Annotated in this window: 22 protein-coding genes; 10 read left to right on the forward strand and 12 right to left on the reverse strand. The window is 67.0% G+C overall.

Features of this window, described 5'->3' with window-relative positions:
* Positions 1-374: 374 nt before the first annotated feature.
* Positions 375-1,481 carry an anhydro-N-acetylmuramic acid kinase gene (locus F9K20_RS19450; protein ID WP_291005956.1) on the reverse strand — a complete coding sequence of 369 codons (1,107 nt, stop codon included), beginning with the start codon at positions 1,479-1,481 and terminating at the stop codon, positions 375-377.
* A gap of 65 nt (positions 1,482-1,546) precedes the next feature.
* Here F9K20_RS19450 and tyrS point away from each other — a divergent pair, with 65 nt between their 5' ends.
* The gene (tyrS, locus tag F9K20_RS19455) at positions 1,547-2,800 is read left to right on the forward strand and encodes a tyrosine--tRNA ligase (protein WP_291005889.1); all 1,254 of its coding nucleotides are present in this window, start codon (positions 1,547-1,549) and stop codon (positions 2,798-2,800) included.
* A 6-nt stretch (positions 2,801-2,806) separates the two neighbouring features.
* Here the strand turns inward: tyrS and F9K20_RS19460 are convergent, their stop codons facing one another.
* The gene (locus tag F9K20_RS19460; RefSeq protein ID WP_291005892.1) at positions 2,807-6,580 is read right to left on the reverse strand and encodes an AsmA-like C-terminal region-containing protein; all 3,774 of its coding nucleotides are present in this window, start codon (positions 6,578-6,580) and stop codon (positions 2,807-2,809) included.
* Positions 6,581-6,773: 193 nt separating this feature from the next.
* Here F9K20_RS19460 and bcp point away from each other — a divergent pair, with 193 nt between their 5' ends.
* Together bcp and F9K20_RS19470 are read left to right on the forward strand one after the other, a co-directional pair.
* Entirely contained in the window at positions 6,774-7,304 is a 531-nt protein-coding gene (gene bcp, locus F9K20_RS19465; RefSeq protein WP_291005895.1) for a thioredoxin-dependent thiol peroxidase, read from the forward strand.
* 187 nt (positions 7,305-7,491) lie between these two features.
* Positions 7,492-7,992, forward strand: a complete 501-nt coding sequence (locus F9K20_RS19470) for a polymer-forming cytoskeletal protein (RefSeq protein WP_291005897.1) — start codon at positions 7,492-7,494, stop codon at positions 7,990-7,992.
* An 83-nt stretch (positions 7,993-8,075) separates the two neighbouring features.
* Here F9K20_RS19470 and F9K20_RS19475 read toward each other — a convergent pair whose 3' ends face one another.
* The 3 genes from F9K20_RS19475 to F9K20_RS19485 all read right to left on the reverse strand — a co-directional run bounded on the left by F9K20_RS19475 (position 8,076) and on the right by F9K20_RS19485 (position 12,152).
* Positions 8,076-10,682, reverse strand: coding sequence for an AAA family ATPase (locus F9K20_RS19475; protein WP_291005900.1), 2,607 nt, complete (start codon positions 10,680-10,682; stop codon positions 8,076-8,078).
* On the reverse strand, positions 10,679-11,806 hold the full coding sequence (locus F9K20_RS19480) for a metallophosphoesterase (RefSeq protein ID WP_291005901.1): 1,128 nt from the start codon (positions 11,804-11,806) through the stop codon (positions 10,679-10,681). Before F9K20_RS19480 ends, F9K20_RS19475 begins: the two co-directional genes overlap by 4 nt.
* Before the next feature lie 151 nt (positions 11,807-11,957).
* A complete protein-coding gene (locus F9K20_RS19485) occupies positions 11,958-12,152 on the reverse strand; it encodes a hypothetical protein (RefSeq protein ID WP_291005904.1) in 195 nt (64 codons plus the stop codon).
* A 152-nt stretch (positions 12,153-12,304) separates the two neighbouring features.
* On the opposite strand from F9K20_RS19485, the gene F9K20_RS19490 reads away from it, so the two are divergent.
* From F9K20_RS19490 to F9K20_RS19510, 5 genes are all read left to right on the forward strand, one after another.
* Positions 12,305-13,438 carry an NAD(P)/FAD-dependent oxidoreductase gene (locus F9K20_RS19490; RefSeq protein ID WP_291005907.1) on the forward strand — a complete coding sequence of 378 codons (1,134 nt, stop codon included), beginning with the start codon at positions 12,305-12,307 and terminating at the stop codon, positions 13,436-13,438.
* A gap of 64 nt (positions 13,439-13,502) precedes the next feature.
* On the forward strand, positions 13,503-15,116 hold the full coding sequence (locus tag F9K20_RS19495; RefSeq protein WP_291005910.1) for a M48 family metalloprotease: 1,614 nt from the start codon (positions 13,503-13,505) through the stop codon (positions 15,114-15,116).
* Positions 15,117-15,250: 134 nt separating this feature from the next.
* Positions 15,251-15,790: a DUF2147 domain-containing protein gene (locus tag F9K20_RS19500; protein WP_291005913.1), complete on the forward strand. Its 540-nt coding sequence runs from the start codon at positions 15,251-15,253 to the stop codon at positions 15,788-15,790.
* Positions 15,791-15,816: 26 nt separating this feature from the next.
* Entirely contained in the window at positions 15,817-16,404 is a 588-nt protein-coding gene (locus tag F9K20_RS19505) for a hypothetical protein (protein WP_291005915.1), read from the forward strand.
* A 141-nt stretch (positions 16,405-16,545) separates the two neighbouring features.
* Positions 16,546-17,376, forward strand: coding sequence for a DUF2147 domain-containing protein (locus F9K20_RS19510; RefSeq protein WP_291005918.1), 831 nt, complete (start codon positions 16,546-16,548; stop codon positions 17,374-17,376).
* 4 nt (positions 17,377-17,380) lie between these two features.
* On the opposite strand, the gene F9K20_RS19515 is transcribed toward F9K20_RS19510, so the two are convergent.
* From F9K20_RS19515 to F9K20_RS19540, 6 genes are all read right to left on the reverse strand, one after another.
* Positions 17,381-19,132, reverse strand: a complete 1,752-nt coding sequence (locus F9K20_RS19515) for an adenylate/guanylate cyclase domain-containing protein (protein WP_291005921.1) — start codon at positions 19,130-19,132, stop codon at positions 17,381-17,383.
* Positions 19,133-19,207: 75 nt separating this feature from the next.
* Positions 19,208-19,744 carry a GNAT family N-acetyltransferase gene (locus tag F9K20_RS19520; RefSeq protein ID WP_291005924.1) on the reverse strand — a complete coding sequence of 179 codons (537 nt, stop codon included), beginning with the start codon at positions 19,742-19,744 and terminating at the stop codon, positions 19,208-19,210.
* An 80-nt stretch (positions 19,745-19,824) separates the two neighbouring features.
* On the reverse strand, positions 19,825-20,277 hold the full coding sequence (locus tag F9K20_RS19525; protein ID WP_291005927.1) for a hypothetical protein: 453 nt from the start codon (positions 20,275-20,277) through the stop codon (positions 19,825-19,827).
* 134 nt (positions 20,278-20,411) lie between these two features.
* On the reverse strand, positions 20,412-20,732 hold the full coding sequence (locus F9K20_RS19530) for a hypothetical protein (RefSeq protein WP_291005929.1): 321 nt from the start codon (positions 20,730-20,732) through the stop codon (positions 20,412-20,414).
* A gap of 57 nt (positions 20,733-20,789) precedes the next feature.
* Positions 20,790-21,149, reverse strand: a complete 360-nt coding sequence (locus F9K20_RS19535) for a hypothetical protein (RefSeq protein WP_291005931.1) — start codon at positions 21,147-21,149, stop codon at positions 20,790-20,792.
* 90 nt (positions 21,150-21,239) lie between these two features.
* A complete protein-coding gene (locus F9K20_RS19540) occupies positions 21,240-21,878 on the reverse strand; it encodes a MarC family protein (RefSeq protein ID WP_291005934.1) in 639 nt (212 codons plus the stop codon).
* Between the two features lie 185 nt (positions 21,879-22,063).
* On the opposite strand from F9K20_RS19540, the gene F9K20_RS19545 reads away from it, so the two are divergent.
* Positions 22,064-22,333 carry a protein usg gene (locus F9K20_RS19545; RefSeq protein ID WP_291005936.1) on the forward strand — a complete coding sequence of 90 codons (270 nt, stop codon included), beginning with the start codon at positions 22,064-22,066 and terminating at the stop codon, positions 22,331-22,333.
* On the opposite strand, the gene F9K20_RS19550 is transcribed toward F9K20_RS19545, so the two are convergent.
* Entirely contained in the window at positions 22,320-22,919 is a 600-nt protein-coding gene (locus F9K20_RS19550) for a DUF1285 domain-containing protein (protein ID WP_291005938.1), read from the reverse strand. The genes F9K20_RS19545 and F9K20_RS19550 overlap by 14 nt on opposite strands.
* Before the next feature lie 183 nt (positions 22,920-23,102).
* Here F9K20_RS19550 and F9K20_RS19555 point away from each other — a divergent pair, with 183 nt between their 5' ends.
* On the forward strand, positions 23,103-24,101 hold the full coding sequence (locus F9K20_RS19555; protein ID WP_291005940.1) for a MoxR family ATPase: 999 nt from the start codon (positions 23,103-23,105) through the stop codon (positions 24,099-24,101).
* The last annotated feature ends 3 nt before the right edge of the window (positions 24,102-24,104 follow it).

The following is a 24,104-nucleotide window of genomic DNA, read 5'->3' on the forward strand; positions in this document are numbered from 1 at the left end:
GTAGAATCCCGCCAGCCCATTTCGAAGACCCGGGGTGCAGACGTGCGCTGGCGGACCTGCAGGAGATGGGCCGGCACGATGTCGCCAGGGCCGTAAGCGTAGCCCTAAGGTCATTCTGCCGCCGACGCGAAAATGTCGGTGACGCCCCGGGCATCGGAAGCGATCCGGGGAATGGTGGGTGATCGGCGCTCGTGCCTGGGTGGGGCGGCGATGGCCGCTTCCAGACCTAGACAATGATGAGGGCCAGGACCGCCCCGCCCCCCGTGCGCATGATCCCGGGCTCACCGCCGCGGTGCGCGGTCGTTTGGCGCCCGCGCTCCCTCGCTCTTTGATATCACTCGGGGCGCTCAGTCCGCGAGGCTGAGAAGCCGTGCTCAGCGGGGGCCGAGCAGCACGCCGCCGGTCATCGGCGCCGGCGCGCCCGTCGTCTCGGGGAAGGTGATCGGCAGCTTCAACGCCGAGCGCACGGCGAGATAGGCCCACGCCTCCGCCTCGATGAAGTCGCCGTCGAGACCGAGCGCCTCGGCCGGCACCACCGCGTTCTGCACGCGCGCGGCGATCATCGCCATCAGCGTCTTGTTCTTGCGTCCGCCGCCGCACACGACCCAGATGCGCGGCTCCTCCGGCATGTGCTCGCGGGCGCGCCCGATGGCCGCCGCCGTGAAGGCGGTGAGCGTCGCGGCGCCGTCCTCGAGCGAAAGCTCCTCGAGCGCCGCCGAGCTGAAGTCGTTGCGGTCGAGCGACTTCGGCGGCGGCTTGCCGAAATAGGCATTGGTCAGCAGGCTCTGCAGCACGTCGTCGTGGCACCGCCCGCGCGCTGCCAGCGCACCGCCGGCGTCGTGGGCGGCGCCGGTGCGTGCCAGCACCCAGTCGTCGAGGAGCGCGTTGCCCGGGCCGGTGTCGAAGGCGAGCATGCGGCCATCGCGGCCGATCCACGTCACGTTGGCGACGCCGCCGATGTTGAGAAACGCCGCCGGCAGCTCCGGCACCTGGGCGGCGAGTGCGCGGTGATAGACGGGCACCAGCGGCGCCCCCTGCCCGCCCGCCGCAACGTCGGCAGCACGCAAATCGAAGACGACGTCGATGCCCGTGCGCTCGGCCAGCAGGCGCCCATCGCCGAGCTGCACGGTGAGCCCGCGCGGAGCATCGTGCAGCACCGTCTGCCCGTGATAGCCGATGATGTCGATCTGGCCCTTGTCGACGCCGTTGGTGCGCAAGAAGCGGTCGACCGCCTCGGCGTTGAGCTCGGTCAGCGCCCGCTCGACCTCGCCGAGGCTGCCCGGGCGCGAGGCGCGCTCGCTCAGTCCCTTGGCCTCGGCAAGGGCGGCGCGAAGCTTGACCTTGATCTCGGTCGGATAGGCATAGCTCGCCGCCGGCCCGTGCCGCAGCTCGCGATCACCGTCCGTATCGAGCAGCGCCACGTCGATGCCGTCCATCGATGTACCGCTCATCAGCCCGAGCGCGCGCCGCAGCTTGCCCATGAAGACCTTCCCGTGCATGTTCCCGCCGCCGCTGCTGCGAACCGGCTGACTGTGATAGCGAAGCGATGACCCAACTCAAATCCGACTTTCTGAAGATTCTTACCCAGCGCGGGTTCATTCACCAGTGCTCGGATACGGCCGGCCTCGATGAGCTGGCCGGCAAGGGCGGCCTTATCGCCTATGTCGGGTACGATTGTACGGCGCCGTCGCTGCACGTCGGCAGCCTCATTTCCATCATGATGCTGCACTGGCTGCAACAGACCGGCGGCAAGCCCATCGTGCTCATGGGCGGCGGCACCACCCAGGTCGGCGATCCCTCCGGCAAGGACGAGACCCGAAAAATCATCACGCTCGAGGATATCGAGCGCAACAAGACCGGCATGCAGCAGGCCTTCGCCAAGTTCCTCACCTTCGGCTCCGGCCCCACCGATGCGGCCATGGTCGATAACGCCGAATGGCTGGCGCGCCTCAACTACATCGCCTTCCTGCGCGACGTCGGCCGCCACTTCTCGGTCAATCGCATGCTGACGATGGATTCGGCCAAGCTGCGCCTCGAGCGCGAGCAGGAGCTGTCGTTCATCGAGTTCAACTACATGCTGCTGCAGGCCTACGACTTCGTCGAGCTGGCACGCCGCTACGAGTGCCGCCTGCAAATGGGCGGCTCCGACCAGTGGGGCAACATCGTCACCGGCATCGACCTCGGCCGCCGCATGGGAACCCCGCAGCTCTATGCGCTCACCTGTCCGCTGCTCACCACTGCTTCTGGTGCCAAGATGGGCAAGACGGCCGCGGGCGCTGTCTGGCTCAATGAGGAGCAGCTTTCCGCTTACGAGTACTGGCAGTTCTGGCGCAACACGGAGGACGCCGACGTCGAGCGCTTCTTGAAGCTCTATACGACGCTGCCGCTGGCCGAGGTCGCCAAGCTCGCCGCCCTCAAGGGCGCCGAGATCAACGAGGCGAAGAAGACGCTCGCCACCGAGGCGACGGCGCTCCTGCACGGGCGTGAGAAGGCCGAGGCGGCGGCGGAGACGGCGCGCAAGACGTTCGAGCAGGGCGCTGCCGCCGAGGGGCTGCCTACCGTCGAGCTCGCCAAGGCCGAGCTCGAGGGCGGCATCGGCGTGCTCACCGCCTTCGTGCAGGCAGGGCTCGTCAAATCCAACGGCGAGGCGCGGCGGCAGATCCAAGGCGGCGGTCTGCGCGTCAACGATCGGCCGGTGGTCGACGAGAAGACACAGCTCACCGTGGCCGACGTCGCCGCCGACGGCGCCATTAAGCTGTCGCTCGGCAAGAAGAAGCACGTGCTGCTGAAGCCGGTGTGAGCCGGCTCACTGCTTGCGCGTGGGCGGCGAGACCGTCTGCGACGACCAGCCGTCGACGGTGTCGGAGCCGACCATGGTTCCCGGCGCGGCGGTCGGCTCTCCCACATCGGCGGGACTGCCGATCGTGGTGCTCGACGCACGCACGTTCTCGTCGCTGTTGCTCGCGCCCTCGTCGTCGCGCCGCTGCACCTTCGGATCGAATGGGGTCATCTGGAAGATGTCGCGGAAGATGCCCGGCGCCAGCATCGACAGCGGATTGACGATCACCTCCGGCCTGTCCATCGAGCCCTGAATGGCGAAGGTGATGCCGGAAATGCCCTCGCACTTGGGCCCGGTGATGATCTGACCGAAGAGCGGAATTTCGCACAGCCCGGCGGAGAGGCCTTGCAGCGGTACGTAGGTGCCGCCGAGGTTCACGCGCCGCATCTTGTAGTCGACCTTGCCGCGCATTGAGGCGCCGAGCATGGGCCCACGCAATTGGGAGTCGCTCAACACGAACTGGCCATAGCCGACCGAGAACGGCACGCGCATGAGCGTAAAATCGAACACCTCGCGCACCACTTGCTGCTTGCCCGGACGCGCCGTGGCGCCGTCGATGGCCGGGCGCCCGTCGTCGGCGCTGCCGAATACCTCGGAGACGACCGGGTCGCCGAGGATGCGGAACTGCTCGACCCACAAGATGCCGGTCTTCTCGGCGGCGCCCTTGCCTTCGAGATTGACCTCGAGGCGTACGCGTCCACCCTGAATGTTGGGATAGAAGTCGATGAGCTTGAACGCCTGGCCGGCGTCGGTCGAATCGGCGAACAGCTTGCGCGGCTGCCCGGGGTCCTGGCGCAGCACCACGGCCAGCGGCTTGCCGCCGTCAAGCGTGCTGCGCACGTCGAGCGCCGTCAGCTTGTCGCCGCGCTTCGACAGCTTCATCTTCAGATTGCGCAGCGACACCTCGCGATGGCCGATGATGGTGCCGATCTCGGCATCGAGGTCGATGCCCTCGCGCGGGTTCTTCGGCTTCGGCGGCGCCTTGTCGGCGAGCTGTCCGAGGGAGAACAACGAGCGGAAGAAGTCGCGCCCGTCGAACGTCGGCCCGCGTGCCTTCACCTTCCATACGTCGTCGCGTCCGAGCGTGCCTTGCACCTCCATGCGCGTCACCACATTGAGGGAGAAATCGGGGAAATAGAATTCACGCAGGCGGTTGTCGGCATCGATCGCCGCCCAACCCTCGATGGCGATGTCGTCGCCGGCGACCTTGAAGTTCTGCAATTCGGTCTTGTGCGTCTTGCCGCGCGCGATGTCGCACTGCAGGCTCGCCGAGCGCCCGGGAGGCTTGCGCCAGGCGACGTTCTCGAGAACGAGGTCGGCGTTGGTGAGATCGGCGTGCAGGCGCACCGTAGATTCATCGCGCGCTCCGCGCCCGACAGTCAGCTCGATCGGCACCTCGCCTTGCACCATGTGGTTGATGTCGAGACCGAGCTGGCTGCGGTCGGTGTTGTCGAGTGTCGCCGTCAGGCGCAGCGGCGGCTGCTTGTCGAGTGGTGCATCGAAGATCCTCTGCCAGCTCAGCTTCGCCAACACGCCGTTGACCAGCATCTGGCCGTTGGCGCCGGCGGCTTTTTCGGACATGTCGATATCGAAGCTGGCGCTCTGCACCTGATAGGTGCCGAGGAACTTGTTGACGCGACCGTCGGTGATGCGGCCCTTGCCCTCCACCTTGACGGCGCTCGCCGGCAGATCGGCGAGCAGCGGCAATCCGATCTTGAACTTCGTCTCGATCTTGCCCTCGATTCCCTCGCGCGGCAGGCCGATCTCCTCGACGATGTCGGGTTGCGAGCGTTCGAGCACCTCGAGAACCGAGCCGACGGTCGCCTGCGAGGCGAAGACGATCTCGCCGACGGGGACATCGCTCATGATGTCGACGGCGGTGAAGCGACCGGCTTGCAGCGGCACGCTCCGATCCGGCGCCAGAACGATGGCTGCTTCCGGGATGTTCACCTCCAGCCCGTCGTTCTCGATCCGGGTCGTGGCGCGCGGCGCAGCGACCGGCGGCAGCTCGTCGATGACGCGCATTTCGAGATCGGCGGTGTCCAAGAAGAACGACAGCTGGTGCTCCTGCGGCCCGACGCTCACTTCCGGAGCCATGTGAGCGCCGCTCAAGAAGCGGAACTTGCCGCCGAGAACAGAAGCGCGATCGACGCGCTCGCCCACCCATTCGCGTGCGCCCGGTGCGATCGCCTTCGGCCACAGCGCTTTGAGCGTGTTGAGCGGCATGGGGCTCAAGCTGCCTTCGAGCCGCGTGCTGGCCGGCTCGACGCCGGTGACGAGATTGCCCGTCAGTGCAATCTCGGCTCCGCCGGCGCGCAGCTTGAACTCGGCGAGTTCGACCTCACCGCGGCGCGGCACGATACGTCCGCTGGCGCGCCATTCGTCGAGCGCGACCGCTGCGACGTTGAATTCCTCGGCCGCAAACGAGCCTGCGTCGGCCCGCAGCTGGTATGTCCACGCCGCGTACTCGGCATCGCCCTTCTCAGCCGCCGCGCTGCCGGAGATGGTCACGCGGCTGCCGCGCCAGCTGAGCGTGGAGGGCGCCAGAGTCACCTTTTCGGCGCCACCGTCGTAGGCGAGGTTGATGGAGCCGCCGTCGACCTCGAGCGGTGCCTCGGGCAAGGCCGGCAGGCGCAAGCTGCCGTGTCCAATGCCGATGGCGAGCGTCGCCGTGCGCACCTCGCCGTCGCTGGTCAATTCCAGCGCTGCGTTACCGTCGACGGGAACATCGAGCGCCTGCAGGAGGCTGAGCTGCGGCAGCATGCCGGCGATCGAGCGCGGCACGAGATCGCTCAGCGACGTCTTGATGGTCAGCGTGCGGTTGCGCTCCGATTCGTCGGTCTCGAACGTTAGCTGCCACGGCTTGCCGCCGGCCGCCGCCACGCTCGCCCGGCCGGCGATGACGCTGCGGGTGCGGGCGTGCATCAACCCGACGATGAGGCTCGGCACGCGCCACTCGGTCGTGCGCCCGGCGTAGTCGAGCAGCACGGTCGCGTTACGCAAGCCGACCTCGCGCAGGTAGGAGGTCGCATCCAGGCGCTGGCGCGCGCGCGAGGACATATCCGTCACCACCCGCGCCAGATCGATGCGCTTCAGCGGTCCCGCCGCTTCCGCTGCGGGAGCCATGGACGGCGTCGGTCGGGCTGCCGGCACGGGGGCCGGGGCCACGGGGGCCGGCGCGGCGGCGGCGACGTCCTCCGCCGCGCTCACAACCGGCTTGGAGAAGCTGAGCGCCAAGCCGCCGCCCTCCGAATAGAAGAGGAACAGGCGCGGCTCGATGAGCTCGATGCGCGCCGGCACGATGCGCATCGACCACAGGGCCGACGTGCTCAGCTCGACGGCGGCGAACGGCGCCGAGGCGACGACGTCGCCGTCGGTCTCGTGCAGGCGGATATTGCGCAGCCGGAACTCGAGGCCGCCGGTCTCCGATAGGCTGACGACGGCGTCATCGATGCGCACCGAGTTGCCGCCGAGCTCGGCGTTGATGCCGCGCTCGATCGGCTCGACGAGGAAATCGAGCGAAATGGGACCATGACGCAGGCGGACATAGCCGAGCCCGGCGACGAGCAGCGCCAGCATCATGAACGGAGCGAGGATGAACACCGAGCGCCCGACGCCGTGCAGTACGTGGTCGCAAGCGACGGCGGCCGTCGTCACCCTGCGCCTGAGGGTTGACGTCTGCTCCTCGTTGCGCGCCGTTGCGTAGCCGGATTGTGTCTTTGGTCTTCCGGTCGTTTGCAAGCCCGGCCCCTCGACTGTTTCGAGACCTAGTCCCGACGCAAACAACAATAGGCGCTTGATGCGCGCTCAAGGCGCAGCGCCGTCGCCCCGTTTCGGCACCCCCGTGCCCGGTCCCCGCGCCGCCCGACGCCAAAGCGCGCAACCGCCCTTGCACGGCCCAATGCGCGCCGCTAAGCCTCAGGTGCAACGAGCAATGTTGTCGTGCGACGCGGTTCACGTGCACGGGGAAAAGCGACAAAAGAAAGGCATCTCGGTGACCATCGAGAACGGCATGGCGGCGCCCGATTTCGCGTTGCCTGACGGTGACGGCCAGACGGTCGAGCTCTCGGCGCTGCGCGGGCATCCCGTGGTCGTTTATTTCTACCCGAAGGACGATACCTCCGGCTGCACTGCGGAGGCCAAGGACTTCACCTGCCTCGCCGGCGAGTTCAGAGGCGCCCAAGCCGAGCTTTTGGGAATTTCCCCCGACAGCCCCGCCAGCCACCGCAAGTTTCAGGAGAAGCACGCGCTAGACGTTCGGCTGTTGTCGGATGAAGCCCGCAGCGTGGCCGAGGCCTACGGGGTATGGGTCGAGAAGTCGATGTACGGCCGCAAGTACATGGGCGTCGAGCGCGCCACATTCCTGATAGATAAGTCTGGCAACATCGCTCGTGTGTGGCGCAATGTCCGCGTGCCTGGCCATGCCGAGGAGGTGCTTGCCGCTGTCCGCGCGATGAAAGGATAGGCGCCAGCGGCGGTTACGATGCACACAATTTGTGCCGCTCGCCGCGCCACGCCCGATGACCCACGCCGGGATATGTGCTTAGATGGCCAGAGGGGGGGACCTTCGGCAGCAAATGCCGCTTTGATCCCCATCGCTTAGCTACACCCTAACGGTTGCGATCGTTGCGTCAGAGCAGAGGTGCACGCTTATGTTGCCGAATTTCAAGAGATCCGAGACTGAGCCACCTAAGGTCAGCCCGAGCTTCACGCCTGCCAGCGCGCCGCCGACGCCCGGAGCCTCGGCCCGCTCGCTCGGCCTCGCCCGGCCCTCCGAGCGTAATGCCCCCTCGGTTATCGGCCCCGATTTGACGATCAACGGCAACCTCGTCTCCAAGGGCGAAGTGCAGATCGACGGCGAGATTCAGGGCGACATTCAAGGCACCTACGTCGTCATCGGCGAGAAGGCGCGCATCACCGGCGGCATCGTCGCCGAGGAAATCGTCGTGCGCGGACACGTTATGGGCTCGGTGCGCGGCAAGCGCGTCATGCTGCAGTCCTCCAGCCATGTCGAAGGCGATATCTTCCACCAGGCGCTGGCCATCGAGCAGGGTGCGTTTTTCGAGGGCAAGTCGCGCCGCTCGGACGATCCGACCGCCGATGCCCAGAAGCCCGACATCCCCTCGCTCAACGGCACTGGCAACCTGGGCTGAGCGCCGACCGCTCATCCGCGCGATCAAGCTCGACCCCGGGCCCTGCACAGAGCCCGGGGTTTTCGTTGGCGCGCGTTGTGCGATCAAGCGGCGGCGCGGGCATCTCCCCAGGCGGAAAGCGTGATGCGATGCCCGCCCAGCTCCTCGAAGGCGCGCTCGCGGCAGGTCAGCACCAGAACCTGATGGCTCTGCGCCGCGTGACGGAGCGCCATGAACATGCGGGTGATGCGCTCATCGCCCGCATACGCCAGCGGGTCGTCGAGAATGAGCGGCGCCGGTGCCCCAGCATCGGCGAGCAGGCGGGCGAAGGCGAGGCGCACGAGCAGCGCCAGCTGCTCCTGCGTGCCGTCGCTGAGGCGCGCCAGCTCCTCGTTTGTCGCGCCGCGCTGTAGAGCCTGCGGCGCCAGATCCTCGCCGAACACGAGCCGCGCCTGCGGCAACACGAGTTGCAGATAAGGCTCGAGCCGCGCAATGACCGGCCTGGCGAAGCGGTCGCGCGTGCGCGTCGCCGCCGCGTCGAGCTCTTGAGCCAGCAGCTGCAGGGCAGCAGCTTCCTCCTGCAAGTCGCGGCAGCGCGTCTCGGCGCGCGCACAAAGATCCGTCAGCTCATCGACGCGTGCCGCAACGTCGTCGGCACGGTCGGATTTCAGCTCCCCTTCCAGGCCGGCTTCGAGGCGGCGCAGGCCAGCCAGCTCCTCGCGCGCGCCCTTGCAGGCCATTTCGGCCGCTTCGGCGGCGAGCTTCAGCTCCACGAGGCGGGCGTCGTCGGGTGCCTTCTCGCGCCAGGCCGCTCCCTCGCGCACGACAGCGTTCAGCGCCGATTGAGCGGCCCCGACGGCGGCGGCCTTCTCCAGGCGTGCGCCGACGCGCGCTGGCGGCGCACCCAGCTCGCCCGTCAGCTTGGCGACCTGCTCGGCATAGCCGGCGACGCGCGCACGCAAGGTCGCCAGCTCCTCGCGCGTCTCCCGCTCGCTGCGCTCGGCCTCGGCGAGCTGCGCTTCGGCGGCGCCGAGCGCCTCCATCAGCTCGTGGGCGCGCGCCTCGATGGCATCCTGCGAGACAGCTTCCAGCGCATCGCCCGCCGGCGCCTGGGCGGCGAGCTCGGCATGGGCGCGCTGCAGCCGCTCGATGCCATCCGGCGCCGATGCCTTGAGGCGTGCCGTTGCCTCGGCGAGCTTTGCCTCGCCGTCGCGGCGCTCGGCAAGGCGCGCTTCCGCCTCCTCCAGCGAAGCGGCGCCAGCGCGCTGCAACAATGCAGCGAATTGGCGGCGGTGGGCAGCGACATCGGCTTCGTCCTGCGCGACGTCGTCCGATTGGCCAGGGGCGATGGTGAGCGTGCCGACGCCGGCGATCTCCAGCGTGACGGGGCGTGTCGGCTGCAGCATTTGCCCGTCCGCCAGGGGGCGCCCGCCAACCATGATCTTGCCTTCAGCGCCCGGCGCATAGGCGAGCGACACGCGCGGTGCCGCCGCCGTCAGCCGCGCCTCGAGCTTGGCGATGCTCGCCGCCTCGCGCCGTGCGGCCTCGACGACCTTGTCTTCCGCCGGGTTGCCGGCCAGCGCGTCGATGATGGCGGCACGTTCACCGTGCGCGGCGCGTGCCGCCTGCAACCGCTGCGCAAGCTGCCCCAGCCGTTCGGCCCGCTCCAGCGCCCGCCGGTCGCGCTCCAAGCTCGCAATCGCATTCTTCAGCGCGTCCCGGGCGGCGCGGCTTTCGAGCGTGCGCGCCACGCAGGCACTTGCGCGCGCTTCGCACGCGGCGAGCAACGGCGCCATCTCGTCCGCCGCCACCTCCAGCCTCGCAAGATCGTCGACGCGGCGGTCGAAGGCTTCCAGCACCGCGGTGACGGCAGCAAGCTGGCGCTCGCAGGAGACGACGGCGCCTTCGGCTGCCTTGCACTTCTCGCGTGCCACGTGCGCCTCCGTAAAGAGCCGCCGCGCTTCTTCCGCCGCCAGCATGCGCTGATGTTCGCCGTCCGCGTCTGCAAGCTGTGATAGCCGCTTGCGGAGGGCCTCGAGCCGGTCGAGACGGTCCTGCGCGTCGGCGAGGCGCCGCTGAGCCTCTGTCAGCTGACGCAGCAGCTGATCGCGCTCATCGAGTGCCGCCTTCAGGACGCCCGTCGGCCGCGGCGGATTGTGGCTGGTGAAAAGGGTTGCCAGCTCATCGCGCACACGCGCCTCGACAAAGCGCGCGGCGCTGCCGTCGGCGACGCTCTCCACCTCGCTTTCGATCGCCGCCATGAACGACTTGCCGCCGGTCTCGATCGGCGTCAGCGCGGCGAGCGGCGTTCCCTGCTCGACGCACAGGAGCGCAAAATGACCCGCGCCGCCGAGCAACTCGGTGAGCCGCGTTTCCGCATCGACGCCACGCGCGATGCTGCCCGATTGCAGGTCGCGCAATTCCGCGGCGGGCGCGGATAGAAACTGCTTGCGGATGCGCCACGGCTTACCGCCGATGTCGAAATCGACCTCGATCAGCGGTGCCCCACCCGTATACGGACGCAGCGCTTCGAGCTTGCGGTGCTTCGAGCGGTGCTGCTCGAACAAGGCGGTGCGCAGCGCCTTGAGGATGGTGGACTTGCCGAACTCGTTCGGCCCGGCGAGCACGTCGAGACCGCCTGTCAGTCCTTCCAGCGCCACCGGCGCGCTGAAACGGCCGACCTCCTTCAAACGAATGGCGCGGATCTTCATGCCTGCGCCCCCGCTTCCGCCTGCCGTGCCAGCGCGAACAGCCGCCGCAGCGCACGTCCTGCCACGGCCGCGTCGCCGCCGTCCCGCTCGGATGCCGCTTTCAGGCGCTGCGCGATCTCAGCGAGCACCGGCGAGCTCAGCGCTTCGAGATCGGCCGCGTCGGCGTAGGCGCTCACCCCGCGCATGTCGGGCGCGAGGTGGAACAGTTGCGGTGCCAGCTTGCCGAGACGCTCTTCGATGCGCGCCAACACGGTGAGCGGCACCGTGCCCGCGAGCTCCAGAGCCAGGAGACAGCGCGCCGCTGCGCTTCCCAGCCGTGCGACCTCCGCCTCGAGTGGCTCGAGCGAGTTTAACCCGTTGAGACTTTGCGCCCGCTGCAGCCAGGTGAAGTGCGCAGTTGGCACGCGCTCCACCTTGGGGGCACCGGCGCCGTCGATGCGCACGATCAGCGCGTTGCCGGGATCGTTGTCGCGAAATCCGTCCGGCTCGGGCGTGCCGGAATACCAAGCGCGCTCGGAGACGCGCGTTGTGCCGTGCCAGTCACCGAGCGCCAGATAGGCGAGCCCCGCCGACTTGGCGCGCGCCGGATCGATGGGCACGTTGGCCTCCCCGGCGCTGCCGAAGCCCTGCACGGAGCCGTGCGCGAGACCGATGCGCAGCGCGCCGGCGGCGGAGGGCGCGCGATCCATCCACGCCGTCGGATCGCTTTCCGTACGCTTGGCCGTCAGCGGCGCCGGCAGCAGCACCACGCCGGGAGCAATCTCCGCCGCCCTGGCTTCGAGATGTATGCACACGTTGGCCGGCAGACCGCCGGCGACGACCGCCCCCCACACGCCTCCGGCGCGCGCCGGATCGTGATTGCCGGGCAAAAGATGCCAGGCGAGCGCTGGATAGGCCCTGAGGCGAGCGATGAGGTGCTCGCTCTGTGCCTCGGGAATGGTTTCGGCATCGAATACGTCGCCCGCCACGAGCACCGCCGAGCAGCCGCCGGCGATGGCCGCGCTCGCCAGCCGGTCCACCGCTTGCAGGCGCTGATCGCGCAGCACCGCCGGCTTGTCGCCCGGAAACGAGCCGAAGCGCTTGCCGATCTGCCAGTCCGCCGTATGCAGGAAGGTAAACCGCATAAACCTATAATGTTCTATTTTTGTTCACTAAACAAGCCGGGAAAGATCACCCAGAACAAAGTTATCCACAAGCTTGCCGGGACGTTCGCTGGCGGCCGCGCATCGCGCTACCGCCAGCTCGCTCGCGGGCTGTCCGTATGGTTCCCCTGCCTCAATCGTCGTCGTCGCCTTCCTCGTCCTCGTCGTCGTCGACCAGGCTCTTCAGGGTTTCGACGATCTGCAGCTCACCGTCCTCTTTCGATTCCACCAGCCATTCGGTCAGGATCGTCTCCCCCTGCTTGAAGACGACCTTGAACGGCAGCTCGTCCCCCGTGACGGGGACGACATCGCCAGTGACAAATGCCATGAGACCCTCCATGCGTTTCGCTAGGCACGGCGTGAGACGTGCGTAGCGTGACGCACCCTAATTAGGATTCGAAATATTTCGAGCGTAGCGCGGGCACCAATTCCCTTGTGGAAAACCGGGCAGGAACAAAATGTTGGCGCAGAGGGCTGAAGTTGGCCGCAGATATTGAGACGGCAGTCGTCGGCGGGGGGGTCATCGGTCTTGCGATTGCGCGCGCCTTAGCGCGCGCCGGCCACGAGGTGATGCTTCTGGAGCGGCACAGCCGCGTCGGCACCGAGACGAGCGCGCGCAACTCCGAGGTAATCCACGCCGGCATCTATTATCCGCCGGGGAGCCTGCGCGCGCAGCTGTGCGTTGGCGGCAAAGAGATGCTCTACGCGTTCTGCGCGGAGAACGGCGTCACCTACAAGCGCTGCGGCAAGCTGCTGGTCGCCACGCAAGCCGACGAGATACCCAAGCTCGAAGCGATCGCCGCTACGGCGGCGAAGAACGGTGTCGGAGACCTCAAGCGCCTCTCCGCCGACGACGTGCGGGCGCTCGAGCCGCAGGTCGCCTGCGTCGCCGGCTACCTGTCGCCGTCGACCGGCATCATAGACAGCCATGGCCTGATGCAGGCCCTCGAGGGCCACATCGCAGCGAGCGGCTGCACAGTGGTGCTCAACACGGAGGTAATCGGCATTGCCGCGGGCGATGATGCATTCACACTCGAGACGCTGAGCGGCAGCGAGCGCGGATCGCTCACCGCGCGCAACCTGGTGCTCGCCGCCGGTCTCGGCGCCACAGCCCTCGGCCGCATGCTCGCCTGGCGCGCCGGGTACACACAGCCGGAGACCTACCCGGCGCGCGGACACTACTTTGCCCTCTCGGGGCGTGCGCCGTTCCAGCATCTCGTCTATCCGATGCCGATCGGCGCCTGGCTCGGGGTGCATCTCACTTTGGATGTCAGCGGCCGGGCGCGCTTCGGCCCCGACATCGAATGGTGCGACAGCGTCGACTACGCGTTCGACGAGCAAGGCGGGAAACGGCTGGCGCGCTTCGAGAGCGAGATCCGCCGCTATTGGCCGGCGCTCCCCGCTGGCGCGCTCAATCCCGACAGCGTCGGCGTGCGCCCGAAGCTCTATCGCGAGGGCGAGCCGGTGGCCGACTTCGCCATCCATGGCCCGCGCCAGCACGGCATCGAGCGTCTCGTGGCGCTTTACGGCATCGAGAGCCCCGGCCTCACGTCATCGCTGGCCATCGGAGATCTGGTCACGCGGCTGCTTTGCGAGGGGCACGAACGGCCCTAGGGTGCCGCCCTTTGGCGCGCGCACCCCGGGGGCGTCGGCGCCCTGCATATTGAGAGGGATTGCGATGGCCAAACTTTACTTTGCCTCGTTGATCACCATTGGCCTGCTGCTCGCCATGGTGTTCGGCGTGGTTCTCGCTCTGCTCGTCTATGCCGGCACCGTCGACCTCGGGCTCGCCATCGCCATTACCATCGCCATCAACGCCGTGATCTGGCTCATCAGCCCGATGATCAGCGATTTCTCGCTGCGCTGGTTCAACAAGATGGCGTTTCTCGATGACGCTGAGGTCAAGGCGCGCTTTCCAGGCGTGTACCAGCTGATGCACGACGCGGCCCGTCAGTATGGCTTTGGCGCGCCGCGCCTCGGCCTCATCCCCGACCGCAACCCCACCGCCTTCACCTACGGCATTCTGCGCTCGAATGCGCGCATCGTCGTCACCGACGGCATCTTCGAGTTCCTGAATGAGGATGAGCAACGCGCCGTCGTCGCCCACGAGCTCGGCCATATCGTCAACCGCGACTTCATCGTCATGACGGCGGCGGGGACGCTGGTGCAGATCCTCTATCAGGTCTATGCGGCGGCCATGCGCTCGACGCGCTCGGGCGGCGGCAGCAAGAAGAACAACGGCCAGGCCCTCGTCGGCCTCGTCGCGCTGGCGCTCTATTACGTCGGCATCTATCTGCTCTATTACCTCAGCCGCACGCGCGAATACCTCGCCGATGCGTTCTCCGCCGAGCGCGTTGAAGCGCGCCACCTCGCCGCCGCGCTGGTCAAGATCGCTTACGGCATCGTCAAGGTCGAGGACACCGACGCCACGCACAGTCTGCTGCAGAGCACACGCCACATGGGCGTCATCGACGTGAAGAACGCGCGCTACTCCGGGCTCGAAGCGGAGAGCGACCTGGGCGATCCTCAGCGTGCCTCCGAGGCGATGCTGTTCGATACACACAACCCGTGGGCGCGGCTCATCGAGCTCAACTCCACGCACCCCTTGACCGGCATGCGCATCGCCCACCTCGGCGACATTGCTCGCCAGCAGGCGCAAAGCTTCCCGCAATACGACTTGCGAGCCGCCGCGCAGCGCTTGCGGCTTGATGAGGGCGCGCTGTGGCGCCAGTTCTGGTACGAGCTCGGCATCCTCGTGCTACCGCTCGCTCTGGCGGTGCTGGCCGGTGTGCTCGGTGACTGGCCGCTCATCCCCGCCGCCGCCGCGATCGGCGTCCTCGTCACGCTGCCGCTGCGCTACCCGTCCGGCGAAGCGCCGGCAGCAACGGTCGCCAGCCTGATGACCAATCCCGCCGCCTCTCCCGTCGTCGGGCGTCCGGCACGGCTCACCGGCAAGGCCATTGGCCGCGCTAATCCTGGCTTCATCGCGGGCGAGGACGTGATCTACCAGGATAAGACGGGCCTCGTTACCGCCGACTTCCGCTCCATGCTCGGCACCATCGGAGATCTCTTCGCCGGCTGGCGGCGCGTGCCGAAGCATCTTGGGCAGGACGGGCAGCTCACCGGCTGGTTCCGGCGTGGCATGGGCGGCTACGTAATCATGCAGGAGCTGACCTCGACCGCGGGGGCGTTGCGGGCGCGCCCCTATTTCTGGCAGGCCCTGCTGTCGATCCTCGTCATCGCGGCGACGGTAGTGCTGCTGGGCGCGGGAAAGCTAGAACTCGGGCTATGAACGGGAATCGTTTCGGCCACAGCAGTAGCCGCATTGCCGCCCAGACCGTCGTGCATAGATTGTCGGCGGCCTCTGTTCGTGCAAAAGGGTGACGGACAGGTCGCGGACTGATTTGGGAGAGGAACGAGACGCGCATGCAGGCCATCGCACTTTGCCTGGCGAGCCTTGCCGCCGTTGCCATGTCGGCGACGGCGCGCGCAGAAAATCTCGATGGGTATTGGATGGACTCGCACGGCGAGGTCATCCTGCAGTTCGGCCCGTGCGGCAGAGATCGTTGCGGCCGTGTCGCCTGGCTGAAGAAGCCGCGCGGCCCAGATCGCGGGCCATTGCGCGACTTCCGCAACTCCGACGCCAAGCTGCAATCGCGTTTCGTGTGCGGCCTGGTCGTCGTCACCGGATTCAAGAAGCAGCCTGACGGGACATGGGCGGACGGCAACGTCTACGTGCCCGACCACGGCATGAACTTCTCGGGCTACGCCGAGGTTCTCGACCGCAATCGCGTGAAGGTCACCGGCTACATGCTGCTGCCGATCTTCGGCTCCTCCGAGGTGTGGACGCGCATGCCGCGACGGCCACCCTCGTGCGAGGAGCAGGCGAAGATGATCTTCGAAGGCAAGTGGTCCGAGGACACCTCGGGCTGGCCGCCGGCGCCGCCGCCGGTCGCCTCGCGTTGAAGCCGGCGGGCGCAGCAGCCATGCGGATGCGCCTTTCTCAGATGTGGGTACCGCTCCTCGCAATGGCGCTTACGTGCGGGCTGCCCGCGGTCGCGCTCGCCCAAACCATTCCGAAGGAGAAGGGCCCGGCGCGCGTCATTGGTCAGTTCAATTTCCTCTGCCTCAAGCAGCTGCCCGATATCGAAGGCGTCGAGCGCGCCGCTGGCTTCGGCGAGTACGACCAGCTCACGGGCGAAGACCTCAAGCCGCATGCGCCGCAAGCGCCGGTCGAAAAGTTGCTCGCCTGGCGCTATCACGATCACGGCGAGGAGTTCATTCTCACCGCCGCGCGCTCCAAGCCGGATGACGCATTCAAGAAGCAGATGCCTGCGTTCGCCAAGGCGACGAACACGGCTTGCTCGCTACTCGTGCCCGGCAGCAAGCCCGACCTGCTGCTCGGCGAATTGACGCGGGTCATGGGCCGCGCCGCGGATCAAACGTGGCAAGAAGGCCCCATGCGCGTCCATACATGGACACACCAACGCAATGACGCTTTGAGCTACGTTCACTACTATGCGCCTGAAAAAGCAGGCGGGAAGGCCGTGCTCAGCGCTAGCGTCTTCATCAAGGGCTAGCGAATGCAACGGGTCTGTGGCCTGTTCCACACGGAACAGCGCGGCATGCGCGTGTGATGCGAATTTGCGCGCCGAATTAGGGCCGCTTGCGCGCGGCCCCGCATTTTCATAGGTCAAGTTGAACAGCTTTGGGAGGTGCATATGCGTATCGACCGATTTGCTCTGCACAGTGCCACCATCGCGGTCGCGATGCTGGCGGCCGCCGCCGCACGTGCCGACAATTCTCCAATCGGCGTGTGGATCGACCATACCGGTCGCGGTGCCGTCGAGATCACCGACTGCAACGGCAAGCTGTGCGGCCACGTCGCCTGGGTCAAGGATGCCGAGAACTCCGGCGAGTGCGGCAAGCAGATCATCGGCAACGTCAAGTCGGTGAGCAAGAACAAGTGGGACGACGGCTGGATCTACGATCCCGACCGCGGCTCCAAGTACGATGTCGAGTTGACGGCTCTCAGCGGCGACAAGCTGCGCGTCATGGGTTACGCCGGCACCAAGTGGCTGAGCGAGACCTATACGTGGAAGCGTGCGCCCGCCGATCTGCAGAAGTGCAACGCAGCGGGCGAGAGAGCCGCCGCGGCCACACCGGCGCCCGCGGCTGCAGATAAGCCGACGGACACGGCCAAGGCCGACGCCGCGAAGCCGGCGACCGAAGCCAAGTCGGATGCAGTGCAGCTCGATGCGGCCAAATCCGACGCCGACGATGCTGCAAAGACCGACGCCACCAAGACCGACGCCGCGAAGGCCGCGCCGGCGAAGCCCGAGGCGACCGAGCCGACCGAAACCGCCAAGGCCGACGGCGACGACGAAGCCGGCGACGAGCCGAAGGGCGCCAAGCGCGGCAAGGTGCTTGCCCGCATTATGGACGAGCTCGGCAACGGCGACGGCCCGATCAAGCTGAAGCGTTCCGGCAAGACCTGCAAGATCGACGTGCCCTACGCTGGGGTCGTCTCGTTCCCCTGCGACAAGGACTGAGCGGCTAGCGACGCCCCCAAAAGCCCGCGGTCCAGGCCGCGGGCTTTTCAGTTTCCGCTTCGCTTTCGCGCTTCGCCAGAACCTCGGCCGGCAACTCGCGTCCACGTCCAACCTGGACCACCTCCAGCGGCTCGGCGACTCCGCGCACATCGACATGCATCGTCATCTCGGCCGGAGGCTCCCACTCCGCCTGCCGTGCCACTTGGCGCGATAGAATGATCTGCACGTCCCGCTCCTTGGTCAGCGCCTCGAGCCGGCTCGCGACGTTGACCGGATTGCCGATCACCGTGAAGTCGACCGATTCGCCGTAGCCGATGCGGCCAAGCAGCAGCGGCCCCGCGTCGAGGCCGATGCCGACCGCGAGCGGCCGGCCGAGCTCGGCTTCGAGCTTGGCGTTGATGTGGTCGAGCGCCAGGTCGATGTCGCGCGCCGTACGCAACGCTTGCCGGCAGCCGGATTCAATGCCATCACGCTGGCCGAACACGGCGAGCAATCCGTCGCCGAGGAACTTGTCGATCCAACCGCCGTGCTCGGTGATCGCCGCGCCGACGACGCCGAAGAACTCGTTGAGCACGTAGACGACGTCGAACGGCAGCCGCTTCTCAGCCAGGCGCGTGAAGTCGCGCAGGTCGACGAACATGACGGCAAGCGTCTTCTCGACTCCGGCCGAATCCGCCTCCTCGATGGCAGCGCCTTCCGGGCCCGTGGTGTCGGACTTCAGCAGCCGCGTGACGATGAGATAGTGCTCGGGCCGGATCTGGCAGGCGAGGCGCACGTTGGGCGGCGCACCGATGCTGCCGAGGGTGACGACCTCGGGGAACGTCGGCGGCGGCAGGTCGAACGAGCCCCGCTCGATGCGCACACGACAGGTGGAGCAGCGCGCCCGGCCGCCGCACACCGAGGCGTGCGGCACGCGCGACATGCGGCTGATCTCGAGAAGCGTCGGGCCTTGCGGCACGCGCACGGTCGGCCCCGACGTGTAGGCGACCGTCACCTTTGGCCCGGCCAGGCGCGCGAAGTAGGTCCACGCGAGGCAGCCGCCGACGACCGCCAGCACGGCGGCGAACTCGATGCGCACCAGGTTGCGCAGCCAGGCGAGCGTCTCGCCCGCGGCCTCGTTCGGCCACCGCGTCAGCACTTTCAGGTTGTCGAGCACCGACGGTATCTCGATCGCCGCGGCGACGTTGCTGCCGGCGACGACGAAACCGCCGAGCGAGGCGAGCGGAATGAGCACCGCTAATGTCAGCAGAAGGGGGAAAACGCGTCGATACGGCGGATAGAGGCGCATCCAGAAATGGATCCCCATGCAGCCATGCACCCACACGATGAGGAGCAGGAGGCTTTGCGTGAGAGCGCTGGCCGGCCACAGCTTGGCGAGCTCGTAGACGTAGATGTCGTTGACGTTGAAGAACACGTGCGCGATGCGCGTGTTGACGATGTGCGGAAGCAGGAGGAAGGGGATCGATATGCCGAGAGCGATCTGCACCAGCTCCCAGCGCGGCAACCGCAGCGTGGCGCGCCCCGCAAGCTTGTAGAGGCCGAGCGAAGCATGCGTCAGGAGCGCCGCCAGCAGCACGATGGTGCCGGGCCATGATCGCGTCACCACCCAGCGCCACTGCTGCACGACGTGCATCCAGTCGACGCTGATCAGCCCCAGCGCGTGATTGATGAAGTGCGTAGCGGCGAACGTGAAAAGGATGAGCCCGGAAACGAGCCGCAGTCGTTGCAGAGTGTCGCCGCGCCAAAGGATGTGCATCGATGCCGGCAATCCTAGAATGAAGGGCGCCGACTATACGCATCCGGGCCCGCATCGAACAGGCGGGCCTTGCTGCTACAGGCGGCGGCCAAGGAAGACCAGCTCGCGACCGTTCACCGTGGTCCGGGCGCGTGGTTGGAAGCCGACGCGCTCGTAAAAGCGCATGTTGCGCGCATCTGCTGAGGTGACGACGTGCATCCCTTTGGCGCCGGCGCGCGCGGCATCCTTGGCGAAGGCTTCGATCAGCTCGGCGCCGATGCCCTGGCTGCGGTAATGCGGCGCCAAGTTGACGTGCAGATGCGCGGGATATTGCTGCGCGGCGGTAGCGAAGTCATCGAAGCCGCTGCCCTCACCCAGCGCCCCGACGAGATAGCCGGCAATCGTGCCGTCAGGCGCCATGGCGAGATATGCCCATTGCGGATGCTGGACGAGATAGCGGCCGAGCCAGCGTTCGCGGAACGCCGCCCGCACCTCCTCGCTGGCGAACGACTTCGTGCCGCTCGCCTCGAAGAAGATCGCGTCTAGTGCGGCGCCGAGTTGATCCGGGCGGGCAACCTCGTCCCACCGCCGGATGGCGATCGCCGAATGCGCGGCAGTTCTCGTCTCAGCCATCACCAAATAGTGCCCGCCTCGGCCCATATGCGCAAAGGGCCGGGACTAGCCCGGCCCTCGGCATCCTCGGACGGCGGTGCTTAATCTTCGATGCACGCGTAGTAGCGATCCCACCAGTAGGGGCTGCCGGTGGCAAGCGCCCGCCGGCGCAGCCAGCGGCAGTCGTCGCCATAGTCGCGATAGGCGTAGTAAGCGCCGTAGCCGACGAACGGTGCTCCATAGAAGCCGCGGAAATGGCGATGGTGTCCGTGGCGATGATGGCCGCCACCGTGGCCAATGCCACCGTGACCGCCATGACCACCGTGGCCAAACCCACGATGACCACCATGGCCAAAGCCGCCGTGGCCACCGCCGTGGCCGCCGCCGATGCCGTGGCCACCACCCATTCCATGTCCACCACGCCCCGCCTGCTCTACGATGCCTTGTGGGGACGCTTGCGGATTGGCGAGAGGGACGGCGCTTGCCGCCTGCGTCGCGGCGAGCACCGTGAGCACGCCGCCGACGGCGGACGCCGCCATCAATATTCGTTTCATCGTCGGGTTCTCCTTGCGGTTCTGCCTCCGCTGGCTTGCCTCGGCGCACGGGGAGGCGGCTGGAAAGCGTTAACCATAGGTGGCAACGCCGCTAGGCAGATCCAAGATCCCGAGAATTTTCGCGCAGCTGATGCTCAGTTCAGGCAGGCGCGATAGCGCGTCCACCAATTGCTGTTCTTGGTGACGATGGCGCGGCGCGCAAACCTGCGGCAAGAGCCGGGGTCGCGGTTGGTGTCGCTGTAGTAGCGGTAATAGTAGGGCTCCTTGTTCGCGTTATCGCTGGCGCCTGGGTTCTTGAACGGCGCGGTGCGCGATTTGAGGCCGCCGTAGGCACCGCCGGGGCCGGCGCGGTGCGCATCGCTCGCGTATGGCCGATCTGCGGGTGCGGCGTAGGCCGCAAGCCGCACAGCCACTATCAGGCTCAGCGTCAGCACAACAGTGGCGCGTCGGCACATGACAAGCTCCCGCAGGGCACCAACAGTATATGGGATGCCACCGCGAAATCTCGATACTCACGCGGGTGCGGGCGGACCATCGCCGCTCTCGTCCGGCTGTGGCGACAACGGCACCTCGCCGTAGTTCGGACTGAACGGCTGCGTTGGGTCGTCGTCTCTAGGGTACATGCGCAGCCGAGGCGGCCGCTGCGCTTCGCGGCCGTCGTCCTCGATGTCGGCGGGCGGCATCGAGGCGCGTGGCGCCGGTTGCGCTGCGAAGGCGCTGATCAGGCCGCTGTTGGGTAGAGGTGCCACCGCACTGCAGCCACCCAAAGCGAGCGTGGCAAAGGAAAAAAGGAGCGCCACGCGGGCGCATGACGCTCCTGTTCCGGCCGCACGATGGCCGGTACGCAACGATACCAGACGCGACAACGACATGGGACACGCCTCTCAACCAACGCGACTGTCCCAATTCTGGACGCTCTTGGTTAATGGCGCCCTAACCGCCGTGCCGCAATGGCTCGCGCCTCAAGCGCCGAGCCGCACCAAGCCGCTGGCCCCTATGCCGTTGAACACGGCCTGGACCGCGATGCCCGCCAATAGGATGCCGAACACGCGCATCAACACGCGCTGCGCGGTGATGCCGATCATGCGGTTGAGCTCATGTGAGAGCAGCAGCAGCGCCAGCGTGATCACCATCACCGCGGCGAGCGCGCTAACCGTCGTCGCAAGCGCCAGCGGATCGCCGTCCGCGTTCGCTGCCAGCAGAATCCCAGCGCTCATTGCACCGGGCCCGGCGAGCAGCGGCATCGCCAGCGGGAAGACCGCAATGTCGTCCTTGGTCTGCGCCTCCTCGCCCTCGGGCTGCGTCAGCTTGAAAGCGCTGGTCGGCTTGGCGAAGATCATGTCGAGGGCGATGAGCAGCAAGATGATGCCGCCGGCCGTTTGCAGTGCGGCAATGCTAACGCCCAGCTCGTCGAGCAGCGGCTGCCCCAATAGCGTGAAGATGAGCAGCAGCACGCTGGCGATGGCGGTGGCGCGAATGGCGATCGCCGCGCGCTCGGCGCGCTCCATCTTCGGCGTCAGGGTAGCGAATAATACGGCGGCTTCCACCGGTCCGATGGTGGCGAAGAAGGTCGTGAAGCTCGTCAGCGCGATTTCCAGCATTCTCGTGCCTATCCGGGCAGCAATGTGGTGCGCTGCCCGCTCAAATTCCCGGCGCTTATCAGCAGTCGACGGACGGGGCTGCTAACGCACTCAACTTGTGGAACAAATTCATTGTCAGAGGCTTTCCCTGATCTATCATTCAAGCGTCGAGTCTGGGGGACTCGAGGTGACGATTGGGGACTTCAATGCACGAACCCGAAATTTCCACCTTGCTTAGAGGATACAGTTTAACAACGGCCGAGATCCTCTACCGGCTGCCCGATCATCCGGCGCTGCTGCAGAGCTACATCTGGCAGGACTACGACCTGCACCCACGCTTTCCCAAACTCACGAGCTTCCTCGACTTCTGGGCGTCAAAGCTCGACGGCAAGCTGTTCAAGGTGACGGTCGCCCACTGCAAGCTGCTGACGCCGGCCGAGGTGCGTCTCGTCGGCGCCGAGTTCAAGGTGCACTAGGCATTTCAGCGGTGCCGATCGGAAAGAAAGCGCCGCCGCTCCACACGCCGCATACGCGCCGGTGGTCGTGCGGCTCTTCGACGGCGAGCGCCACGAGATCGTGCAAGAGCGCGCGCGTAAACAGCGCTTCCAGCCGTCCGCGCACGAGCACATACGGCTTCAAACCACCACCTGGACGCTGCTCGGCAAAGCGCAACGGATGCTCGTGCCCGCAGGCAACGACGTCGTCGACATTGGTGCGAAACACGAGTTGCTGCCGCCGCCCCGTTCCTCGAGCTTCCATCTCCACGGCGAGAAACGGCGCATCCTCCACCTCGACATCGACCATCTCGGTCGGCGTCACGAGGTAGGTGCGCCCGTCGACGTCCTTGCGCAGAACGCCGGCGAACAGCTTGACGAGCGCCGGCCGGAGAATCGGACTCCCCTGATAGAGCCACGTTCCGTCGTGGCGGATCTTCAATCCGATATCGCCGCAATAGGGCGGATGCCAGCTTTCGACCGGCGCCGGGCGCCGCTCCGGGACTGCGCTCAGCATCCCTTCCAGCTTGCCGAATTCACCCAACCTTCTTGCCTTCGTATCGTCCATGTTTCGCTGTCAGCGCCACATACACCGAACCTGGCGGCGTGTGACACCCGTACCCCCAATCTAACGTAACATTCACTTGACCCGGCGCATGGCGCCTTGGATCGTTCCATTCATAAATTTGTTAAGGTGTCACCGGCACCGCAAGCCAATCGTACCTAGATCGATCAGCGAGCCCAGTTGACCATGAGCACCCTCACCGACACGCACGCCGACATCGTTCCACGCCTCGAGGCTGCCTCCGAGCGGGTGCAGAGGGCGCACAAGGCCGCCGCCTCGGTCATCTTCGGCCAGGACATCGTCATCGAGCGAACGCTGATCACCATCCTTTCCGGCGGCCACGCCCTGCTCATCGGCGTGCCCGGCCTCGCCAAGACGCTGCTGGTCGAAACGCTCGGCAAGGTGCTCGGCCTCGACGCCAAGCGTGTGCAGTTCACGCCCGACCTCATGCCCTCCGACATCATCGGCTCGGAGGTCCTGGAGGACGCGCCCGGCAAGTCGCGCTCCTTCCGCCTCGTCAAAGGCCCCATCTTCACCCAGCTGTTGATGGCCGACGAGATCAACCGCGCCTCGCCGCGTACGCAGTCGGCGCTCTTGCAGGCGATGCAGGAGCACCACGTCACCGTCGCCGGCGCGCGCTACGACATCCCCTCGCCCTTCCACGTGCTGGCGACGCAGAACCCCCTCGAGCATGAAGGCACCTATCCGCTCCCCGAGGCGCAGCTCGACCGCTTCCTTTTGCAGATCGATGTCACCTATCCGGACGTGCTGGCCGAGCGGCGCATGCTGTTCGCCACCACCGGCACCGACGACCGCCACCTCGAAACCGTGCTCACCGGCCCGGAGCTAATGAGCATCCAGCGGCTGGTGCGGCAGATCCCCGTCCCCGACAAGGTCGTCGACGTCATCTTGAAGCTGGTCCGCTCGGCGCGTCCCAGCACCGGCGTCAGCGAGGAGACCGACCGCTATGTCGCCTGGGGCCCGGGCCCGCGCGCCAGCCAGGCACTGATGCTCGCCGTGCGCGCCAAAGCGCTCATCGACGGCCGCCTGGCGCCATCGGTCGACGACGTGCTCTCGCTCGCCGACCCGATCTTGAAGCACCGCATGGCGCTGACGTTCGCCGCCCGCGCCGAAGGCCACGACCTCGGCGCCATCATTGCGCGGCTCGTCGCGGCGGTGGAGTAACGA

The organism is Hyphomicrobium sp., from assembly GCF_009026145.1.
Lineage (GTDB): Bacteria > Pseudomonadota > Alphaproteobacteria > Rhizobiales > Hyphomicrobiaceae > Hyphomicrobium_A.

Bases quoted from the DNA above. Each gene is read 5' to 3' on its own strand.
- F9K20_RS19555 (WP_291005940.1), top strand. From the start codon at position 23,103: ATGAGCACCCTCACCGACACGCACGCCGACATCGTTCCACGCCTCGAG.
- F9K20_RS19470 (WP_291005897.1), top strand. From the start codon at position 7,492: ATGTTGCCGAATTTCAAGAGATCCGAGACTGAGCCACCTAAGGTCAGC.
- F9K20_RS19535 (WP_291005931.1), bottom strand. From the start codon at position 21,149: ATGTCGTTGTCGCGTCTGGTATCGTTGCGTACCGGCCATCGTGCGGCC.
- F9K20_RS19540 (WP_291005934.1), bottom strand. From the start codon at position 21,878: ATGCTGGAAATCGCGCTGACGAGCTTCACGACCTTCTTCGCCACCATC.
- F9K20_RS19480 (WP_291005901.1), bottom strand. From the start codon at position 11,806: ATGCGGTTTACCTTCCTGCATACGGCGGACTGGCAGATCGGCAAGCGC.
- F9K20_RS19525 (WP_291005927.1), bottom strand. From the start codon at position 20,277: ATGAAACGAATATTGATGGCGGCGTCCGCCGTCGGCGGCGTGCTCACG.
- F9K20_RS19450 (WP_291005956.1), bottom strand. From the start codon at position 1,481: ATGGGCAAGCTGCGGCGCGCGCTCGGGCTGATGAGCGGTACATCGATG.
- F9K20_RS19485 (WP_291005904.1), bottom strand. From the start codon at position 12,152: ATGGCATTTGTCACTGGCGATGTCGTCCCCGTCACGGGGGACGAGCTG.
- F9K20_RS19520 (WP_291005924.1), bottom strand. From the start codon at position 19,744: ATGGCTGAGACGAGAACTGCCGCGCATTCGGCGATCGCCATCCGGCGG.
- F9K20_RS19510 (WP_291005918.1), top strand. From the start codon at position 16,546: ATGCGTATCGACCGATTTGCTCTGCACAGTGCCACCATCGCGGTCGCG.
- F9K20_RS19550 (WP_291005938.1), bottom strand. From the start codon at position 22,919: ATGGACGATACGAAGGCAAGAAGGTTGGGTGAATTCGGCAAGCTGGAA.
- F9K20_RS19515 (WP_291005921.1), bottom strand. From the start codon at position 19,132: ATGCACATCCTTTGGCGCGGCGACACTCTGCAACGACTGCGGCTCGTT.
- F9K20_RS19545 (WP_291005936.1), top strand. From the start codon at position 22,064: ATGCACGAACCCGAAATTTCCACCTTGCTTAGAGGATACAGTTTAACA.
- bcp (WP_291005895.1), top strand. From the start codon at position 6,774: ATGTTGTCGTGCGACGCGGTTCACGTGCACGGGGAAAAGCGACAAAAG.
- F9K20_RS19500 (WP_291005913.1), top strand. From the start codon at position 15,251: ATGCAGGCCATCGCACTTTGCCTGGCGAGCCTTGCCGCCGTTGCCATG.
- F9K20_RS19495 (WP_291005910.1), top strand. From the start codon at position 13,503: ATGGCCAAACTTTACTTTGCCTCGTTGATCACCATTGGCCTGCTGCTC.
- tyrS (WP_291005889.1), top strand. From the start codon at position 1,547: ATGACCCAACTCAAATCCGACTTTCTGAAGATTCTTACCCAGCGCGGG.
- F9K20_RS19475 (WP_291005900.1), bottom strand. From the start codon at position 10,682: ATGAAGATCCGCGCCATTCGTTTGAAGGAGGTCGGCCGTTTCAGCGCG.
- F9K20_RS19530 (WP_291005929.1), bottom strand. From the start codon at position 20,732: ATGTGCCGACGCGCCACTGTTGTGCTGACGCTGAGCCTGATAGTGGCT.
- F9K20_RS19505 (WP_291005915.1), top strand. From the start codon at position 15,817: ATGCGCCTTTCTCAGATGTGGGTACCGCTCCTCGCAATGGCGCTTACG.